Genomic DNA, 19966 nt, shown 5'->3' with positions numbered 1-19966 from the left:
ATCAGGTTTTTACCCTGGGTGAATTGCTTGCCACACCACTTCATGCCCTGAGGGGTGCGTGATCATCACAGCGGACTACCCAGGATTGAAATACAGCTCGAATTGCAAACTCCGGAGTTCAGGGGTCAACAATTGCTTTCGGTGTTCCTCAAAATGATGCAGCCAGGATTGCCACACCGCTTCAGGAACATTCTGAGGTCGCTGGGTCCCTGGCTTCTTCTTGCTCTGCAGGGAGGTGATGCCCAGTTGCAAGAGGCGGATCAGGTCTGTGTTGATGTGCTGATGTCCTTTTGCCACGGCTGAGTCCATTTCCCTCACGAAATCCTCGCCCAGAAGGTCTTGCAGTGCTTCGCGGATGCGCCGGAAATGGAGCAGGTCATCCGTGGGCAGCGACTGTCCTGAGCCCTGAAGGGTCACTTGCAACCCCTGATAGGAGGTCAAATGAGGTTTGAGGCGGATCACCTGATGCGTTCTGGGTTTCTGGAAGCTGGGATTTGGTTTTGAACCAGGAGAGGTGGCAACAGGGGTTTTCACGGCTGGTAGTCCAGCATCTGGTGCGGGATGATGGAGGTGTTTGCACAATCCTGGTGTGGCCCTGAGGTGCCCGGAGGGACGTCCCAGTGAGAACAGGTACAGTTCATGCAGTGCTCTGGAGACTGCCACGAAAAGCAGTTTTCCAAGCAGTGGGTTGAGGACAGGATAGTTGTCTTCGCTGGTGTCATACACCAGAACGGCTTCGAATTCCATGCCCTTCGAGACGGCTGCAGGAAGCACACTGAGGATGGAATCCTGAGTCTGGGTTCCCGCAGGAGGGTTGTTGTCGAGTTGCAAGTTGTGATGCACCTTCTGGCCGCTGAGCCAGGTGCTGAGGTTCTGGGCCTGTTTGCGGTCACGGGTGAGCACTGCAATGTTTTTCCTGCCCTGGTGGGCCAGGTGATGCAAAGTGTCCAGCATGGACTTGAGCAGCAAATCCAGTTGATCAGATTGGTGAAGCACGGGTTTCTGACCATGACGGGCCACCGGAACTGCCTTGAGGGCATGCTGACCGCGCACCACCTGCTGCACTGCATTGCCAAACAGCACAATCTCATGTGTGCTGCGGTAATTCTGGGTGATTTTCTCACTGATGGCTGAAGGTCCCATCACCTCTTTGATGGCGCTCCAGTCGTCCAGACCCCGGTGCGCAAAAATGTTTTGTGCCGTGTCACCCACAATGGTGAAAGAACCTTCGGTGTTGTGCTGGCGCAGGAGGGCCAGTTGTAGTGGGGTGAAGTCCTGGGCCTCATCGATGATGATGTGCCGGTAAGTGGGTTCTGCTTTGCCTTTCAGGCTCAGGTAAAGCGCATATAGTGGAGCCACGTCGGTCATGTCCAGCTGCAAGCGTTCTTCCTGCTCTTTTTCACCTGCATCCTCCGGGTTCTTGTTCCGGGTTTTTCTGGCAGGTTCCTGCTGTAGTGCGGAGAGTTCCCAGATTTCCAGCAGTCCCTGGTCCACCTGAAAGAGCGTGCGTGGCTCAAAGAGCTCCTGGTAGAACGCCATCAGGTTGAACCTGCGGTAAAGGCGGCCAAAATGGATGTTGATCCGGGCTGACATGGCCTGAATGTAACGGCGGTCTTCGTGGTCCCTTGGCGTCCAGAACCGTTGTTCGTGCAGTTCCAGAAAATGATTTTGAAGGTTTTGCAGAAATTGCTGTCTCCGTTCGGTGTACCCACTGTGCATTTCAAATGCACTTGAAAGCGCCTTTCTCACCTGCTGGGGTTTGAAGGTCACTTTCACTTTCTGTACGCCAAGTTGTTCTTCGAGCACCACATCATCTTCTGGGAGTTGCACCCGGGCATAAAGGTTCTGGGTGTACCGTTCAATCAATTCCAGGAATTTGAGTGAATTTTTCACCGTGGCTGCCTGCCACACCTGTTGCTGATGAGGGCTGGTCTGCGCCTCCAGAAAACCCTCAAAGTGGCTGTCCTCCAGACTGTAATCCTCAGGGTTGAACTCCACCCCGGAATCGTTGTTGAATTGCTGAAACACCCAGTCAAAAAACGTGATCTGCTGCACCCCTTTGACCCCCAGGGCGGGCAGCAGATCACGAACATGATGCAGGAACCGGCGACTGGGTGCCAGCACCAGCACATCGTCTGGCGTCAGGTTGTGGCCTGTTTCATCAAAAAGCAGGTAGGCGAGACGGTGGAAAGCCACTGAGGTTTTGCCACTTCCAGCCACCCCATGCAGGACCAGAGAGACATTCAAAGGAGCACGGATGATGCGGTCCTGATCGATCTGGATGGTTTCCACAATGTCCTGCAGGCCCGGATTTCCCCGCTGTTGAAGCTTGCGGATCAGGAAAGAGTCCTGGTTGGTTGGGGCGCGAGTGGCACCTTTTCGGTAATCTGCCTCGTCTTTGATGAAATGAATGTCGTGAAGACTCAGCTCAAAACGCCGCTTCAGCAACAGCTGCACCTGATGGGTTTTGTTTCGGGCAGGCACATGGTAACTTTGCTTCTGGCTGTTTCCCTGAATGAACAGGGAATACACTGGAGACTGCCAGCTGAGCACCGTGATGTGAGGCAACTGGATGTGGGTTCTCCCAAAATAATAGTTCTGCTTTTTTCCACTGCTGTCCAGAAATTCAAGGCGGGCAAAGTAGGGTTTGTATTGATTGTCTTCCAGACTCTTCAGGGTATCTTCGCGGATGTTGCGGTTGATGGACCGATTGGTCCAGAGGTTGCCGCCACCCTCCATGTATCCATTGCGCTGCGCTTCAATGTCCTGTTCGATCAGCAGAGCAGTTTCACGAAGGGTTTGTTTTTCCTGACGGTATTCTGGGTGCTCCTCGGGATTCATTGCTCCCCCCTGGCCATCTCAGGCCTGCAGCCTGCTGGAAAGAGCTTCAAACTGTTCCTGGCTGATTTTTCCGCTGTCCAGCATGCGCAGCAGCATCATCAGATCAGGTGTTGATTCTGGGGTTGTGGGGGGTCGCTCTGCCTGAGGTGCAGTTTTCCACTGGAAGTGATTCAGAAAGCCTTTCAGACTGTTGAACTGAGTGTCGTTTTGCACGATCAGGATGCTGGTCTGTTCCAGCAAAGGTACATCCACAAAAAGGTTGGTGGGCAGGCTCTTGTTTTTTTGTTGAACCGCGAAGACCAGCAGTTCTTTGATGGTGTTGGGGTCCTGTCCTGGCTTTGGCAGGGGTTTGCCGCGTTTCAAATGAAGATCCTCGATGTCATCGTAGTAAAACGAGTGCTGTACCGTTTTCCCAAATCCACCTGCAGCCACCAGCCCGGCTTTGACCACCAGGATGCGTTCGGTTGTGAAGGCCAGACCGATGCCCATGTTGGTTTCGGATTCCAGGACCAGTTGTTCGTTGCCTTTGAGGGACTGGTTCACCAGGTTTCCCAGCCCTCCGGTCAGTTTGCTGGTGCTGTACTGGGCCTTTGAGGCTCTGGGGGTGACACTGCCCGCTTCACGGCTGACTTCGGTGGATTCCTGGGGTTTGACGGTTTTGAACAGGTGGTCCTGAATTTTCTCCCCGCAGTGGAAGCAGTAGACCTGATAGCGGCTGTTGGTCTTCTGGCAGTGGTGGCAGGTGCACTTGATTTCATCGGGCAAGGACATGTGGAGGGTCTGGCTGGCCCTGGGGTGCTGGCAGTTGGGGCACTGCTCATGCTGGTCGGCCACAAAAGCACTGCATTTTTCACACTTGGCACCCGGATGGGGGTAGAGCCGGTAGTGCTGGTCGAGGCCCTGAAGATGCTCCTGCCGCACCAGACCCTGGTAGGTGCTGGACTGATGCCACTCCTGCAGGGCTTTGGCACGGATCACCGGGTAAGGGTGGGTCATTTCCAGCACCCCAGACATCAGGTTGTAGACCTTGCCACTGAAGGTGTCACTGATGCTGCTGAACTCCTCTCCCTGCTTCATGAAGGCTTCCAGGTTGAAATGGTCCGGGTCCACCCAGCCACCAGCGAGTTTGAGCAGGGTCTGGACTCCGAGTTCAGGCGAACCGGTCACCAGGGCAGCGGCCCGGTCTGCGGTGAATTCGGCCACCCTGGACCAGTGCATGAGTCCCAGCATCAGGGCCTGCTGCAATCCCTGCTGGAACAGGATGCCGATCCCAGGAATGAGGTTGATGGCACCGGAGGTCAGAACCTGCATCATGGACTGGTAGAGCACATGTCCGCTTTTGATGTGACCAAGCTCGTGAGCAATCACCCACTGGATTTCACGGCTGCTCATGACGTGCAGCAGATCGGCGTGCAACACCACGTAAGGCTTGTTGCTTCCTGTGGCGTAAGCGTTGATGCCGGGTCTGTTGCTGATGAAGAGCTCAGGTTCAGGAATGTCCAGGGCCCTGACGGTTTCCTGGAACACCCGATACAGTTGCGGATGCTGGAAGGGACCCACCCGGATGTGATTGGCCAGATCCATCAGGTACCCCTGACGTTCGAACATGGCTCCTGAAAGGGCCTTGAACATCGTGTCAAACCCTTTGACGTTGCGTGCGGTGCTGAGCAGTCGGCGGTCATCTGGGTGCTCGTAGTGGTGGGATTGCAGGCCTGGAAAGTCCTGAATGGGATGCTGGGTGTTCCATTGGGCCTGGGAGAGTCGGTGGGTCATGAGCAGGAACCTTTCACGAAGCGAGTTTGATTTGATTGAACCACCTGCGTGCGTCAGGAAGTGTCGCAGGGATGTGTGGGCTGATCCCAGCTTACTGGATGCATATCGTATGTCTGGTGATGAATTTTGAAGAAACCGGGAATTTGACGAAGCAAAACATCAACAGAGAAAAGGAAAGGGTGCAAATCAAAGCATATTGCCACAGAAAGTTACAAATTTTTGACAATACACGGGTTCTCTGACAATTCAAAGACCACGCGTCGTTATGTGTCGCTCAACAGTTGTATGCTGAAAGCACAAAAGCAAGAGGCCGCCACAAGTTCAGCTGTTCCGTTTTCCATGAAAAGGTGACCATGACCCTGTCCGCAGTTCCGTCCACCATCCACCTCACTTCTTTGCAGACAGCCAACACCTCAGGATTTGCGAGGTGCACAGATCTGCTGAAAACAGACTTCGGGGGTGAAGTCTCCAGACACTGGCACCTGCGAGAAGCAAATCAGCTGGCTCAAGCCCAGTTCGATCAGGCAAAGCGCCTGCTGAACCTGTGGCAGGCCCATCAGGAAGGACTGTCCGGTGTGGATCTGGCGCTTGAGGAACACCGTCTGGTGGTGGTTCCACAGGCCCTGTTGCCCATCTTGCAAAAAGCAGACCTGAGAACCCTTCACCAGCAGGCCACCCGGCGCAAGGGTGAGCTGGATCAGATGCAATCCCGCTTGAGCCAGCTCACTGCAATCATTGAGGAACACGAGAGGGTGTTGCAATCGCTGACCCGCTGGATGGTTTTGCAAGAGGAGCTGAAAGAGCAGGGCATCGGTCACCGTATGAAGCTGCTCTTGCCCCAGTACAGGGCCGAGCACCAGCGCAAACAGGCAGAAATGAAAACCCTGGAACAGGGCCTGAGGCTGGTCATGGAAATTCTCGGGGCCACCACCGTGCAACAGGGATGGAAGACGTGCCACTCCAGATTGCAAATCACGCGGCAGGAGAAAGAAACCCTGCACCATGAGCGGCTCACCATGCGCCTCACCCCTGAGGAGCAACAGGTGCTGAAGTTTCACCGGTCTCAATGTGAACTTTATCAGGTGGCTTTTGAGGCCAGAGAAGCCCTGGAAAGGCACGACGCCCTGCTCAGGGACATTCAGCAGAAATTTCCACACATCAGCTCCCTGACTCAGGCACAGCAGGAGTTCAGCGCCGCCAGAGATCAGGTGGCTGGTCTTGCTGTGGCCCTGAAGTTGCTGGACCCGCCCAACCAACAAAAAGGGTTTGCAGCCCCCGTTTTCCCCAAAACGCAACACAGTTTGCATGTTTTCTTGCAGGTGGAGTCAGCGCGGGAAGACACCCCCGCATTGACAACGGAGACAAATGACTCAGTGGCCCTGCAGCAACAGCTGCTGGAGGTGCTTGTCATGCGTCTGACTTTGCTGACCCAGCAGGATCAACACCAGAAAACAGAAACGGTCCAGTTGCAAGCTGTGACCGATTTGGCTGTGCTGGGCACCGAATCAGAGGAAGTCCACACAGAAACAGGCACCCTTGAAGTCGAGGCACTGGGCCTGGCTTCTGATGAACTTTTGTCTGCTGCTCCTTCGGCACAACTGGACCTTGATCCGGTGTTTCTGGATCCGTCAGAAGGACAGAGTCTGACATTTACAGAACAGGTCGAGTCATCAGATGACCATTTGCTGGACGAGGCTTTTCTTCAGCCTGTGCAGCTCTTTGAACACGTGCAGCCTGCTCCTCAGGTAAAAACGCCTGTCTCCTCTCATCAGCCTGGCCTGTGGGACAGCGAAGCATTCACTTCCCTCCCGGCCCTCTTTTTTGAAGTTGAAGAGGTGGAGGACACTGCCCTGTTCTCAGAAGACCTTTCCTTCACCGAAAGCCCCGTACCGATGGTTAAGGAATCCATCCGTGAACGTCCTGCAGAGGTCAATGGGTCTGCCTTTCCTCTGGACCCACAAACCAGGCAGCTGTTTGAATGCTCCGGGTTGCTCACTGCAGGATGGCTTTTTCAGCTGCAACAGGCCCAGCAGGTCACCCTAAAAGCCCTGCAGCAGGCAATCAAACGGCTCAGTGTGCTTGAAGAAATCGTGCGGCACCTGCAGGAGGTGCCAGTCAAGCATCTTGTGCATGTTCCTAAGGGTTTGCGGAACAGCCTCAAAGAGGACCTTCATCACCTCAGGCAACAGGCTGCACAGCGCCAGCAGCTCTGGCAGACCCTCTTTGACAAACGCAAATCCATCTTGCAGGACATTCAGGAATGTGAAGCATGGGTGTCAGATTTTGGCACCTTGGACCTGCTGGGGCGGCAGGTGGCAGAACTTCAGGAAAAAAAGGGTTCGCTCACGGCAACGCAAAAAACGGTTCTGGCCCGCAAGCAAAAGGCCCTTACTCGGCTGGACAATCAGTTGCAGATGCACTGGAAGCCAGGATGCACAAACCACCAGCAAGCCTGCCTGCACCAGCAGAAAAAACTGGAGAATTTGCGGGCATCTGCAAAGACCCTGCAGGTGGCCCTTGAAAGCTGCACTCCCAGTGAACAGGACATCCTGCTGCTGAAATGCAGTCTCTCACAGCTGAAGGAGTACCAGCAGGCTTTCGAAAAAACCCCGAACTTCCAGGTGGTTCAGCCTGCACTTGACGCCCTGACTGGGCATTTCCCTGGCACCAGCCCACACAGATGGCAGGTGCTGCAACACCACCTGCAAGACGAAGTGCAGGGCCTGACCCTTCGCATGGAGGTCCTCACCCCCAGAAACCACCTGGGTTTTGAACCCCTCAGGCGTGCCCAGTGGCAGTCACCGCTCCTGGATTTTATTCCAGAACTGAAGCCGGCTGGCCTGGAATTTTCCACGGCCCATTCAGATCTGGATGAAATGACCCAACAAGATCAAATTCTGGCGCCAGACGTTTTTGAACAGAATGCTCAGGGAGTGGCGCTGGTGGAGAAAGCTGAAGATTTTGACGGGCTTTTTGAACTGCAACTCGTCCAGGTTTCACCGACGGACGAAGAACATCTGGATGGGCTGGAGGTGGACCCTGCCCCGGAGCTCTTTGAGCCCTGGGATTTCATGGACGGGCCGGTGGTGCAGCAGGTCCCCCTGCCAGAGTTCCAGGATCTGGATTTTGAAATGTTCCCGGATTCTGGCCCTGATGAGGTCAGAGACGAAGATGGCATTGACCTCTGGGATCTCGACGACGAGACCGCAGTGGCAGAGCCTGCAAGTGCAGTGGATGATGGACGTCTCACCACCACCCGAATTGCTGAACAACGTGCAGCAGAGTTGGCTTTCCAATATGACGTTTTGCAAGGATTCGATTTCTTTTCGGAGACCCTGGACCAGGCGCGCATTGGCAAACGACTGGTGACCCTCAAAACGCTGCTCTCAGGTGGACACGACCCCGCAGACATTGAAAGGGCTTACCGGGTGCGGGAGCTGATTCAAACCATGCCCGAGTTCAGTTTTCGCAGCCGCTGCCTGGGAGAAGTGGTGTGTCGTCCCGGCATGCTTTCATGGGAGCATTCGCTGGCTTTCGTCAAACTGTTCTGGGGGTGCCCCTCGGTGTTGGATTGTGAACTGACCCTGACGCAGGTGCTGGAGCTTCACCGAATTCACCCCTGGTTTCGCAATGAAGCCAGTGGCCTCCTGGTGCTGGAGCACCTGATCACCACCTGTCCCGATGGAATGGCCATTGACATTTATGTCACCGGTCTTTTGGAGGCCCTGTGATTCCCGTCCCTGGATCCCTGATCAAACACCCCAGTCGACCCGAACGCCGGGCCAAAGTGCTCGAAGTGGTGCAGCACCCCACACCCAGGGCCAAAGTGCAGTGGGACGACCAGATGGTGAGCCACCTGCCGGTGCAGGAACTTCGCAGTGGCCTGATGGTGGGAGCGGAGGTGACGGTTTACCGCATGAACCTCTCAGATCGGCTGGGTGAGGGCAAAATCATCACCCAGCGGGTCTTCGCAGGAATGGAGCAGGTGCTGGTCCACCTTTATCAGACCAACGACACCCACTGGTTTCCCTGGCAGTGCATCCGGGTGAACACCTCCCCTTACACCCTGCTGGCCAGAGGTCGACTCCCCAGAGGGCATCACCCGGAGCGTTTCCGTCTGCAGCAACTGGCCCACCTGATCCAGCACTGGCAGCACAACACCGGGGCCCTGAGCCAACTGGACATCGACCCCTTGCCCCACCAGGTGTCCCTGGTTCACCGCATTCTCACCTCGGGGAGCCTCAACTGGCTGATTGCCGACGATGTGGGGCTGGGGAAAACCATCTCGGTGGGCCTCCTGATCACCGCCCTGCAATCGAGGGGCCTCAGGCGCTTTCTGATTGTGGTGCCCGCTGGACTGACCCGGCAGTGGCAGGAGGAAATGAGCTCCAAATTCAATCTCAGGGACTTCCAGATTTACGGGCAGGACTTTTTCATTCAGGACCCCCGGCACTGGCATGGCAAAAACCAGGTGATTGTCTCCCTGGACCGGGCCAAGCAGGAAAACCACCTGGAGACCCTGCTGGCCGCCGACGACTGGGATTACGTGATTTTTGATGAGGCCCACCGTCTGACCCGCTCCCAGTACGGCAACAGTTTTGTGGCCTCCGAACGCTACGAGCTGGCCCGGCACCTCCGCAACCGCAGCCGCAACGTGCTCCTCCTCACCGGGACCCCCCACCAGGGCAAGATGGACCGTTTTCGTGCCCTGCTCGAGCTCTTGCGGCCCGGTGAGGCCTGGCGCAGGCAGCTGGACCGGGTGCAGATCCAGCCGGAAGTGCTCCGGGATGTGATCATCCGAAACCGCAAGTCGGAAGTCACCGACAAGGACGGCAAGCTGCTCTTCAAACACAAGTCCACCCACCGGGTGGATGTGCCCCTCTCTGAAATGGAAAAGGTTTTTGACCGGCAACTCAGGCTGTACCTGAAAAACGGTTATGCCCGCAGCCGTGAACTGGGCCACAAGGGTCTGGCCATCGGTTTTGTGATGACCGTGTACCGCAAGCTGGCCTCCAGCAGCTTTGAAGCGATCACTTCCGCCCTTGAAAGGCGACTGCAGAAACTGAACCATGAGGATGAAGCCAGGAACCCCACCCTGGTTGAAGATGAGCGTTATGTGGAGCAAGAGGAACAGGCGGCCTCCCAGACCGACAGCATCCCGTTTTTTGTGGGAGAGGAACATTTGCTCAAGGACCTGATTGAGCTGGGCCGGAGGCTGGTCCCGACCGACAGCAAAAAACAGACCCTGATGGAGCATGTTCTGCCGCAGGTTTTGAAACAAAGCCCTCACGAGAAGCTGCTGATTTTCACGGAGTACCGGTCCACCCAGGAAGACATCCGCAAAGCCCTGGAAAAAGAGCACCCGGGCAAGGTGCGGTTGTTGAACGGTTCGATGTCCCTTGAGGAGCGCAGGCAGGTCATTGAGGGTTTCGATTCCGAAGCCCAGTTTTTGATTTCCACCGAGGCTGGAGGAGAGGGCCTGAACCTGCAAAGAAACTGCCACATCATGGTCAATTACGATCTGCCGTGGAATCCCATGCGGCTGGTGCAGCGGGTGGGTCGCCTGTACCGCTACGGGCAGAACCGGAATGTGGTGGTGTTCAACTTGCAGTCTGCAGACACCCTGGACAGCGAGATCCTTTCCACCATGTACGAGCGCCTCAGTCAGGTGACTGCGGACCTCTGCAAGGTCAGTGGGGATTACGGGGACGGTCTGCAAGATGAAATTCTCGGTCAACTGGCTTCGGCTTTGCAGGTGGAGGAACTGCTCACCCAGGCTGCACACGCCACCCGCGAGCAGACCCGCAGCCAGCTGGAAGAGGCCCTGTCTTTTGCCCGTGATGCCGCAGCCAGACAGCAAGAACTGCTCAGTCACGCTTCTGGTTTCAGCCAGGAGTGGATGAAAGACCAGTTGCAGGTGACCCCGGATCACCTGCAGAACTTCCTGGAGGGCATGGTCAAAGTCACCGGAATTGAAGTGGTCGCGCGTCTCCACAAGGGTGAAGTGTGGGAAATCAAACTTCCTGAGCAGGTGCGCAGGGACACCGGCATCCGTCACAACCTGAAGGTCACCTTCAACCGCAACCTTGCTTTGCGTTCCAGAGAAACCACCCACCTGGACATGAGTCACCCCCTGCTCAGGTACCTGCTGGGGGTGGCCCTGGGGGTGGAGTTTTCCGAGCCCGTGTCCACCTTGCACGGCCAGGGGGTGTTGGTGGGGGCTGTTCTGGTGTGGCAGAACGATCAGGGCATGATCCTCAGGGAAGAGTACGTGCTGATGCACTTTGATGGGAGCAGGTGGCAGGTCAATCCACCGGAGGTGCTGGTAAGCCTCCTCGAGACTGAACCACCCTGTCATGACAAAACCGTGCCTCTGCCCAGGGAGCCCCTGGCAGCTGCACTGGAGCAGGTGCTCGTTCACAAAGCCAAAAACCGAACCATTCCGGTGGACGCCAGGGTGGTGGGGGTGGCGTGGCTGCAACCTGCTGTGCAAGCTGGTCAGGGTTGAGAAAATGCAACCGTTGTTGTGCAGGTCCTGAATCAAGATGCAGTGAAAGGAGTCTTCAAGATGCGAAAAGCCCTCTTGGTGTTTCTGATGATCTTCGGGCAGGTGGGCCAGCTGGGTCATGCCCAGAGCAAAGTGGCCTATGACCCGAGAACATCCGATCCCGAGCCAAAACCAACGGCCCAGGAAGAAAAGATGATTCGAGGCCTTGCAGATGCGGCGGCCAGAAAGAACATGTGGCAGGACGAGAACAAAATGGAATACTGCTCAGGCAACGACTTCACCATCCAGGGGATTGCACCTGGTCCATTTTTGCAACCGAACACCCAGGAAGTGCTTTACCTGTACACTTACTGCTTCAACCGACAGTACAACATGCTGGGTCTGGTGCTGGTGCGAAATGGCAAGGTGGTGCAACATCACCTGCTGAAGTCCCTGTATTTCAAGATGCTGGCCCTCAAGGACATCAATCGCAATGGGGTGAGGGAATTTTTGTTGTGGGGTGGCTTCACAGGTACGGGCACTTCTGAAGACTGGGTCACCATCTTCGAGTACCGAAAAAACATCCCCACCCAGCTGTGGGAGTTTGAGGTTGGCCAGGACGACTGCAGTGGGTTTCAGAAGGGCAAAAACGTCAACGTGTTGAAGGTGGTGCCCGGCAAGATTCCGAAGTTCAGCTTTGATCAGTATCGGGGCAAATGTGAAGGAAAATTGACGTTGATCAAATCTGGAGCCCAGGCACCGGACAACCCTTATGGCCACAAAGTGGAGGTTTTTTCAGGCCCCCTGAAAGCCACTTCTGCATCAAAACCAAAATCCAAGAAAGTTTTCCTGGAGGTTTTTCTTCAGCAGATGGGCAATCGTGTGATTCAGCGACAGGACCCTGACTGCCAGGGTTCTCCTTCAGTGCGGGGAGACGATGCCACCATTGAGAGGGTGATGCAGGTCATGTCTGATTTGCTGTACATGCGAAACCCACAGGTGCCTCTGGGTTATGTTTCCCTGGAAGCGGGGTCTTTCCTGTTTGTTCCCGATCAGACCTTCCGCAAGGTGTGCGTGCAGTTTTTTGAATGAGTCGGTGGGGCGGCCCATGGGCAACCTGATCCTGGGTGGCCCCACCCTGATCAGGTGGGTGGAAGGGTGGAGAGCAGCCTTCTCAGTGCCTCCGTGGCCTCTTCCCGCTGATCCGGCAGGCGTATGTGGATGGCGAGGGTTTCCATGGTTGCGAGGTCCAGGGTGCCCCTTTCAAGGTGGTCGTAGAGGGTTTGCAGTTGCCGGGTGCCGAGTTCTTTTTCGAGGGCGCCCAGCAGAGAGCGCACCGTGTGTACGCTTGGCGTGTGAACAGGGGAGACTTCCGAAGTTTGTTGAGGTGCTTTTTTTGTTGTAGGTTCGGTGGGGGAGAGGTGGAAAGGGATGGATGCAAGTCCACACCCTGTTGCACCAGACGCACCAGGAAGCCCGCTGCAAGAGCCAACCGAACACGAACCCCACTCAACCAGTTGCAGCATGGTCAGATCAAACAACTCATTCATGGGCTGGCCTTTCTGGTCAGGGGCTCCACACATGTCCATTCTGAGGAGATGGTTTCCAGTTTATGTTTTTTCACCGGTGTTGATGGGTCAAGACCCATTCAACCCAAAATCGCGCAAGAGCCTTGCACTTTTCCTTGCAACAGAATGCGGCCATCCCCGGGTTCAGGGATGGCAGTGGGTGTGGAATCCATTGTTTTGCAGCTGTCAATCCCCGCTGGGAACAGGTGCCTGGCCGTGTTCTGCCTCTTTGACTGCCGGGGCGCGACGCATGAAAGGGGAGAGCAACAAAACCACCAGTGCAATGGTTGTCGCAGCAGCAAAGGCCTGCCGCACCCCTGCGGCCTGCGCCAGGTGCAGGACCGTCCCGCTGGTCAGGACCCGGTGGGTTTCACTGCTCATGATGGTGATGAGCAGCGCCGTGCCTGCTGCTCCCGCCACCTGTTGCAGGGTGTTGAGGATGGCGCTGCCGTGGGCATACAGCCTTGCGGGCAGCGGGCTCATTCCAGCGGTGAACACCGGGGTGAACAGAAACGCCAGCCCGATGCTCATCAGGATGTGCAGCCCCAGCAGGACAGGCACGCTGACCTCGGGGGTGATGCGGCTGAAGCACCACAGGGAAAAGGCCAGCAGCACGGCTCCGGGGGTGGCCAGCCAGGCTGGACCGATGCGGTCGTACAGGCGGCCAATGGCGGGGGCAAGCACGCCCATCAGGACCCCTCCGGGCAGGACCAGCAGGCCGGTTTGCAGGGTGCTCAGCCCACGGACCTCCTGCACGTAGATCGGCAGCAGGATGGCTCCGCCAAAAAAGGCAATGGACAGCATCACCATCAGCAGCAGCCCCAGGGTGTAAATCGGGTATTGCAGGGCACGCAAGTCCAGCAGGGGGCGGTCCTGGCGTTCCAGGGTGCGTTGCCGCACCACGAACAGCACCAGGCTGACCCCACTGAGCAGCAGGGGTACCGAGACCCAGGGGTCACTGAAGCCCGCAGGGGACTCCCCCAGGCGGCTGAGGGCGTACACCAGTCCACCAAAACCCACCGCAGAAAGGGGAAGGGAAATGAGGTCCAGGGTCTGGTGGCGGGTCTCTCCCACATTCACCAGGGTCCTGATGCCGTAGAGCAGGGCGGCAACGGCGAAGGGCAGCACGAAGATGAACATGTACCGCCAGGACATGGCTTGCAAAATCAGTCCGCTGATGGTGGGTCCCAGTGCGGGGGCCACCGAGATCACGATGCTGATGAAGCCCATGGTGGCCCCACGGCGCTCGGCAGGAACCACGGTGAGGATGGTGGTGAAGAGCAGTGGAATCATCAGGGCGGTGCCGATGGCCTGCACCACCCGGGCCAGCAGCAGCACTTCAAAACTGGGGGCAAGGCCGGCCAGCAGGGTGCCCAGGCTGAAGGTGCCCATGGCAATGAAATACACGCTGCGGGAGGTGAGGCGCTGGATCACAAACCCGGTGATGGGGATGACCACGGCCATGGTCAGCATGAAGCCGGTGGCCAGCCACTGGGCCACACTGGCGCTGACCTTGAATTCGCTGATCAGGGTGGGCAGGGCCACGTTCATGATGGTCTCGTTGAGCACCACCACAAAGGTGGCGATCAGGAGCACCAGGATCACCCCCTGGTTGCGCCGGTCTTGCCCGGTCAGGGTCTGGGGTGCAGCGCTCATCGGGTGGGACCGTGCATTGTGTTCGTTGGGGGGTGCAGGATCGGTGGGATGTGATGCAGTGCATTCATGAATGGGCCTCCAGAAAGTGGAATCAAAACGGATGCTGCATCCGTTTGCCTTTCTCACAATATGGAGGTAGACTCCGTATTGTCAAGGACAGCGATTCCAATTGCTCAAGGAGGAGTATGCCAGAAGCCCCCATCCCTCAACGCCGACCCCGCAAAGATGTGATCCGCAACCGCAACCTCCTGCTGGAAACGGCCAGACGTCACTTCCAGCAGCACGGGGTGAACACCTCACTGGAAGCCATTGCCAGAGACGCCGGGGTGGGACCCGCCACCTTCTACCGGCATTTCCCCAGCCGTGAAGCCCTGCTGGCCGAAGTGCTGCAGTTCCACTCCGCAGAGTTGCAGGGCCGTCAGCAACACCTTCTGGGCCTCACCAACCCACTTGAAGCCCTGCGTGAGTGGCTGCTGGCCCTGGAAGACTACCTGAGTGTGTTTCATGGCCTTCCCGAACCCCTGGTGGCCGCGGCCCGCCTGTGTGAACAGAACCACCCCCTGACCCACCCCTGCGAACAGCTCATGGAGACCACCAGCACTTTCCTGCAATCTGCGCAGCATGCGGGTCAGGTGCGTCAGGAAGTGCAGGGCCGTGATCTGTTCCTGGCCACGGCAGCCATCGCCTGGATTCGGGGAAATGGCTCCACCGATCCCCTGGCCGTCATGGGACTGCGCAGCCTCATCGAACACGGGTACCACCCACAAGAGGCGACCCCCCAGAACTGAGACATCCTGGTGCTGGACACGGTGTTGCACCCTGGTCCGGGAACAGAGCCTGCAGGAAGGCACTGGCACGTCAGGTGTGACCCTATTCTCGGGCAGATCGAGTCAAAGCATGTCAGGCATGCACTTCAGCCCTCCCCCTCAGGCGTCCTGTTCTTCCAGGGTGAACACGGGAAGCTCCACCGTCACCGTGGTTCCCCCACCCAGCACGCTGGTGAGGGACACTTTGCCGCCGTGTTTCTCCACAATCCAGCGGGCAATCGACAGGCCCAGCCGGGTGAATGCCAAGATTAAAGGCTCTTAGGATTTACTCATTTTTCTTGGCGTTTTTCTTCAAGGTGCGGTAATAGGTTGCCCGAGAAATCCCCAGCCCTTCCCAGATCGCTCTGGGCCTGTTCGCCGGGTCATCATGCAGCCGCAACAGGATCTCCTCCTGGTTTTTCTTCAGCTTCGGTGGTCGCCCACCCACCCGGTTCCTGGTTCTGGCTGCTTCCAGACCAGCCTTGGTGCGCTCTCGAATGATGTCCCTCTCGAACTCGGCCAGGGCACCAAAAATGTGCAGGAACAACTTCCCATTCGCTGTCGAGGTGTCAATTCGTTCCTTGAGGATCAACAGGTGAATTCCCCTGGATTGCAGCAGGTGTACCGTCTCAATCAGGTTTTTCAGGCTCCGACCCAGGCGGTCCAATTTCCATACCACCAGGGTGTCTCCCTCCCGCAGGTAGTTCAGGGCCTCGGCAAATCCTGGACGGTCTGCCTTGGAGCCAGACATCACGTCCTTGAAGATCCGAAAGCAACCTTCTTCGGTCAGTGCATCCATCTGCAGATCCAGGTTTTGCTTGTCAGTGGACACCCGGGCGTATCCCACAAGGACGTTCTTCTTCATGAGATCACTTTAGTCTCAAAACTCAACTTTGTCGAGGATTTCGAAATTATAATTCAGAGACGGCATTGTGAGACGGTTTTTGGCTGTCCCAGCAGGACCAATGTTCCTGAGGGAACAACAGTGTCAAAAATGGCCGAATTTGAGACAAATAGCTTCGATCAAAAATTGCTTCACCTGATGATTTGCCTCTTACAGTCGCTGCGAAAAGCAAGTTGGGTTCTTCAGTTGCTTTGAATCAAACTGGCAATTTCTGAAGCAAGCTCCTCTAACGCATGGGTCGAGGTGGTGCATGCCCCATTGCTGGCCAAGAATGGTCTGTCGTTCCTGAAACCCTCGCTTGCTCCCACTTGATGTCAGGGTTCAAGGGCTCCCGGAAAGGCGCGTTGCACCCAGGGCTGGTAGGCTCGGAGCACCAGACACTCCCACACCTGGGGGTCTGCTGGAGAGAGGGTCACCCTGAATATCACATGGGACCCCACTTTTGCCACCTGTTGCAGCAAGACCAGAAGCCTTCCCTCCAGGTCTTCTGGCACTTGCACGGCTTCTGTGGGGGTAAGCTGCCTATGGGCCAGGCGGTGAAACACCTCCACTGGGTCACCCAGGATGTGAGGTGACTGGCCAGGAGCATGCAAGACGACCACATCAGCAAACCGTGCAACGTAAGAAAGCAACTCCTCCGTTGCAGCCTTCACGTCCAGCACAGCCAGCTCAGGATGCGACAGGTGCATGGTTCCAGCGTACTCTGCTTGTCTTTCCACCGCCAGCAGCATCCTTACAGAGGTGTGGTTCCTGAAACGGTGCTGTGGGCGGGTGGTCTCAAAGTCAAACCCAGTGGGCCTGCTGGGATACCATGAGGGCGGGTTCTGCGGTGTCGGCAAGGTTCCGGGCGGGGCTGATGTGGTTTGCGATCAGCACCACCACACCGCCAATGAGGCACCCAGGGTCAGCCCAATCAGCAGCGAAATCAAAAACAGCATGCTTTCTCACCTCCTGGGGTCCACGCCACATGTACCTTTTTTGTCAAGGTACATGGCAGCACTGAATCGCGTCTGAGACCTGCTGAAAGCAAAAGGTCTACAGGATACGGGGTAGCTGGATCTTTCGAACGGAAAAGTACGGTCTGACTCAAAATTCTTCTTCCAGAACAGTATATTTCTCATTCAAAATCATCCTCCTCGATCATGAGTGGCCTCAGCAACCCCTGCTTCACTACCTCGGGTACCTCAAAGTGGTACCGACCCAGCAAATTGATGTGCTCCCGCATGAACGGGGACAGCCGCTCCACATCCTCCTTCAGTACCGTGACCCCCTGTTCCTCCAGGTGCTTTAAGGCCACACCGGTGTATTTGGTGTTCCACAGGCAAATTGCATTCACCACCAGCCCCAATGCACCCAACTGGTCTTCTTGCCCAGCCTTGTAGGCTTGGCGAAGTTCGCCTCTCTTGCCATGGAACACCTCCCTGGCCAGGGCGTGGCGGGACTCATGCAGGTTCAGTTGTTCCCGGATCTCCCGACGGTAGCTTTCATCGTCCAGGTACTGCAGCAGGTGAATGGATTTGGCCATCCGACCAATTTCCCCAATGGCCCGTCCCAGTTTGTTCGGCTTGCCTTTCCTCTGCAGCACCCGGAGGATTTCAGAGGCCTTGACTGTGCGACTGGTCAGAGAGCCCACCACACGCAAGATTTCATCCCAGTGTTCCCGAATGAGCTCGGTGTTGACCTTGTGTCGGGCCAGCTTGTTCAGAGCCCCATAGTCTGCTTCCCGGTCCACCCGCCAGAACCGCTGGTCGGTTAAGTCTGCCAGTCTCGGGGAAAACTGGTACCCCAAGAGGCGGTACAGGCCAAACACGATGTCCGAATATCCGTGGGTATCTGAGGTGATCCTTTTGGGTTGTAGTTCGGTGTTTTGTTCTAACAGCCCGTCCAGCACAAACAAAGAGTCCCGCATGGTCCCTGGAATCACGATCCCGTGAAACCCAGTTCCATAGTCTGAGACGTAGTTTAGCCAGGTGACCCCACTGCCATGCCCAAAATACTTGGGGTTGGCTCTGGCATGGATGCTTCTCACGGGCACTTTAAAACGCAGGCCATCCACTGAAGCGAGCCCACCCCATTCCTGGGCGAGTGGGATGTCCTTCTGGAAGTTCACCAGACGGGCATTTGCCTCTGAAATGGTCTCCACACGCACATAATTCTGATTGACCCACGATAGGCGGTCTTTGGTTAACGCTGGATGGCTCTGGTGGCTGACCGGCTCAAACCCAATGTTGCAGGCCTCGGAGGTCAAAACTGCACAGATGGAGATGAGCAGGTCGGTTACCCGGCTGTTCCCTTCGCTGATGTGCGTAAACATCGACAGAAAACCCGTCCAGGAATGCACCTCCAAGAGGAGTTCTGGCAGGTCCACCTTTGGCAGCAGTTTTTTGACTTCAGCCCTGAGCCATTTCAGGGAATCTGGTTCAATGAAAGCATCCAGCTTCTCCAGGTGGGGCCTCACCGACTTCTGGTCCTCGGAGTCCTGCAGGACCAGGCTGGCGTTTTTCTTCACCCGTCCCGCCACAAACAAATAGTGCAAGTGCAGGTCTTCACTGATGCCCGAAATGAAGGTGTCTGCATCTGGGCTGAGATTTAGGCTCTGACACACCTCGATGCGCTGTTTCTCCCAGTCTGCTGGAGACAGGAGTTTTGCCGTTGGATCGGTGTAACGCACACTGGTTTCCACGAAGATTTCTCGTTTGGAGAGGGATTCCCACAGGTGTTCCAACACCCCCAGGGTGTAGGCTGCACGGTTCAGCGTCCCATCTTCGTTTTTCAGTTTGCTTTTCCACTGGCGGTCCAGCAGGTCCGTGGGCACTTCTCTAAGGTCCACTTTTTTGCGGCCTTCCAGTCTGCCCAGGGCCTGCCACGCTTCCAGCACTTTCTTTCCACTGCTGGTGGCCTGAAAAGGGATGGTGGTCATCATCAGGGGTAAAAAGTGCCGGACATAACTGTACCGACGCTGGATGTCCTCCAGTTTGCGGTCTTCCTGCGTCTGGGTCAGCAACGTGACCGCTTCAAGAACTTCTGTCAGGCGCTCTTTGGAAGCGATTTTGAAGGCCGCCAGCTTGAGATCCTCCAGGCTGGTGATGGACTCATCCAGCAAGAGAGCCAGGATCTTTTTCATGGTCTGGGACGCTTGGTCCAGGCTGGGCAGGTTCTTCAGCCGGTCCTGAACATATTCGCGCTCCAACTTCCCCAGCACTTTGGCCATGATTTGATCGAAGATTTCCAGACAGTCATCCACGGCCTCTTTCTCCAGCTGGTTCAGGGAGAGTCGCAAAATCGCCGTACCCCGCACCGTGGGCATCCTGAGCAGGTATTTGCTTTTGGAATTCAGTCCGTAATTGGCCAGCATTTTCACACGTCTGAGGGGAAGGCCGGGTGGCAGGGTCAGTGGAAAAGGCACGGATTCCCGAATGCCTTTTACCCGATTCAGGGCCATCACCATGCCACCCGCTGAATCCCGAGTGGGTGCCCGGCGCAGTTCATCATAAGGGGTGCTGTGGGTGCTTTCCTGGACGTGGAGGATGTTCCTTAACTGATGAATTTGGACTTCCCCGAGGTCCTGCACAATGTCCTGATAGAGCTTTTCATCGGCTTCTTCTTTGATAGAAGCAATGAGTCTCACCATTGTTGTGACAGCCGGAAGTTGCACCCGCTCACCGATCAGCCAGCCGGTGGCCAGGTCGAACAGGCTGGTCAGGGGTTCTGCGGTTAAATAAGACCTGGACCTCAGGAACTTCTGGAACGGGGCTTGCACCCTGGGGTCGTGAAAATCCTGGTACCCATAATGCTCCCGGATGCGCTGGTGGTGCTGGTACACCGTGGCGGACCTGCGGGTGTACCGGTTTAAGTATCTCCCACATAAAAAATGGTAATTGCTCAGCATATAAGAGAGTTCCCATGCTGAGCAGTTACAAATATCTTACAC

The 19966-nt window shown here is 56.4% G+C and carries 12 protein-coding genes; 4 read left to right on the top strand and 8 right to left on the bottom strand.

Annotation, left to right across the window (positions count from 1 at the left end; translation table 11 throughout):
• Window positions 1-75: 75 nt before the first annotated feature.
• Window positions 76-2841, bottom strand: coding sequence for a HelD family protein (locus IEY52_RS25440; RefSeq protein ID WP_189009139.1), 2766 nt, complete (start codon window positions 2839-2841; stop codon window positions 76-78).
• Between the two features lie 18 nt (window positions 2842-2859).
• The gene (locus IEY52_RS25435; protein ID WP_189009136.1) at window positions 2860-4614 is read right to left on the bottom strand and encodes a M48 family metalloprotease; all 1755 of its coding nucleotides are present in this window, start codon (window positions 4612-4614) and stop codon (window positions 2860-2862) included.
• Between the two features lie 353 nt (window positions 4615-4967).
• Here IEY52_RS25435 and IEY52_RS25430 point away from each other — a divergent pair, with 353 nt between their 5' ends.
• From IEY52_RS25430 to IEY52_RS25420, 3 genes are read left to right on the top strand one after another with little or no spacing between them, the layout of a single operon-like run.
• Window positions 4968-8345, top strand: coding sequence for a coiled-coil domain-containing protein (locus IEY52_RS25430; protein ID WP_189009133.1), 3378 nt, complete (start codon window positions 4968-4970; stop codon window positions 8343-8345).
• Window positions 8342-11122: a DEAD/DEAH box helicase gene (locus IEY52_RS25425; RefSeq protein ID WP_189009130.1), complete on the top strand. Its 2781-nt coding sequence runs from the start codon at window positions 8342-8344 to the stop codon at window positions 11120-11122. The genes IEY52_RS25430 and IEY52_RS25425 overlap by 4 nt, the downstream gene beginning before the upstream one ends.
• Before the next feature lie 60 nt (window positions 11123-11182).
• On the top strand, window positions 11183-12193 hold the full coding sequence (locus IEY52_RS25420) for a hypothetical protein (RefSeq protein ID WP_189009127.1): 1011 nt from the start codon (window positions 11183-11185) through the stop codon (window positions 12191-12193).
• A gap of 50 nt (window positions 12194-12243) precedes the next feature.
• Here IEY52_RS25420 and IEY52_RS25415 read toward each other — a convergent pair whose 3' ends face one another.
• Window positions 12244-12438: a hypothetical protein gene (locus tag IEY52_RS25415; protein ID WP_189009124.1), complete on the bottom strand. Its 195-nt coding sequence runs from the start codon at window positions 12436-12438 to the stop codon at window positions 12244-12246.
• A 417-nt stretch (window positions 12439-12855) separates the two neighbouring features.
• Window positions 12856-14325 carry an MDR family MFS transporter gene (locus tag IEY52_RS25410; protein WP_189009121.1) on the bottom strand — a complete coding sequence of 490 codons (1470 nt, stop codon included), beginning with the start codon at window positions 14323-14325 and terminating at the stop codon, window positions 12856-12858.
• A 185-nt stretch (window positions 14326-14510) separates the two neighbouring features.
• On the opposite strand from IEY52_RS25410, the gene IEY52_RS25405 reads away from it, so the two are divergent.
• Window positions 14511-15113, top strand: a complete 603-nt coding sequence (locus IEY52_RS25405) for a TetR/AcrR family transcriptional regulator (RefSeq protein ID WP_189009118.1) — start codon at window positions 14511-14513, stop codon at window positions 15111-15113.
• A gap of 138 nt (window positions 15114-15251) precedes the next feature.
• On the opposite strand, the gene IEY52_RS25400 is transcribed toward IEY52_RS25405, so the two are convergent.
• The 4 genes from IEY52_RS25400 to IEY52_RS25385 all read right to left on the bottom strand — a co-directional run bounded on the left by IEY52_RS25400 (window position 15252) and on the right by IEY52_RS25385 (window position 19924).
• On the bottom strand, window positions 15252-15398 hold the full coding sequence (locus IEY52_RS25400; protein WP_229684980.1) for an ATP-binding protein: 147 nt from the start codon (window positions 15396-15398) through the stop codon (window positions 15252-15254).
• 19 nt (window positions 15399-15417) lie between these two features.
• Window positions 15418-15996, bottom strand: a complete 579-nt coding sequence (locus IEY52_RS25395; RefSeq protein ID WP_189009115.1) for a recombinase family protein — start codon at window positions 15994-15996, stop codon at window positions 15418-15420.
• A gap of 353 nt (window positions 15997-16349) precedes the next feature.
• A complete protein-coding gene (locus IEY52_RS25390) occupies window positions 16350-16724 on the bottom strand; it encodes a hypothetical protein (RefSeq protein ID WP_189009112.1) in 375 nt (124 codons plus the stop codon).
• Window positions 16725-17152: 428 nt separating this feature from the next.
• Entirely contained in the window at window positions 17153-19924 is a 2772-nt protein-coding gene (locus IEY52_RS25385; protein ID WP_189009110.1) for a Tn3 family transposase, read from the bottom strand.
• Window positions 19925-19966: the final 42 nt, after the last annotated feature.

Origin of the sequence: Deinococcus roseus (genome assembly GCF_014646895.1) — a bacterium.
Classification (GTDB): Bacteria; Deinococcota; Deinococci; order Deinococcales; family Deinococcaceae; genus Deinococcus_C; species Deinococcus_C roseus.
This window is presented reverse-complemented; position numbering and strand designations above follow the sequence as displayed.

What these genes read in the sequence shown, in the direction of transcription:
- IEY52_RS25440 (WP_189009139.1), bottom strand. Translation starts at nt 2,841, where the DNA reads ATGAATCCCGAGGAGCACCCAGAATACCGTCAGGAAAAACAAACCCTT.
- IEY52_RS25435 (WP_189009136.1), bottom strand. Translation starts at nt 4,614, where the DNA reads ATGACCCACCGACTCTCCCAGGCCCAATGGAACACCCAGCATCCCATT.
- IEY52_RS25430 (WP_189009133.1), top strand. Translation starts at nt 4,968, where the DNA reads ATGACCCTGTCCGCAGTTCCGTCCACCATCCACCTCACTTCTTTGCAG.
- IEY52_RS25420 (WP_189009127.1), top strand. Translation starts at nt 11,183, where the DNA reads ATGCGAAAAGCCCTCTTGGTGTTTCTGATGATCTTCGGGCAGGTGGGC.
- IEY52_RS25410 (WP_189009121.1), bottom strand. Translation starts at nt 14,325, where the DNA reads ATGAGCGCTGCACCCCAGACCCTGACCGGGCAAGACCGGCGCAACCAG.
- IEY52_RS25405 (WP_189009118.1), top strand. Translation starts at nt 14,511, where the DNA reads ATGCCAGAAGCCCCCATCCCTCAACGCCGACCCCGCAAAGATGTGATC.
- IEY52_RS25395 (WP_189009115.1), bottom strand. Translation starts at nt 15,996, where the DNA reads ATGAAGAAGAACGTCCTTGTGGGATACGCCCGGGTGTCCACTGACAAG.
- IEY52_RS25390 (WP_189009112.1), bottom strand. Translation starts at nt 16,724, where the DNA reads ATGCACCTGTCGCATCCTGAGCTGGCTGTGCTGGACGTGAAGGCTGCA.
- IEY52_RS25385 (WP_189009110.1), bottom strand. Translation starts at nt 19,924, where the DNA reads ATGCTGAGCAATTACCATTTTTTATGTGGGAGATACTTAAACCGGTAC.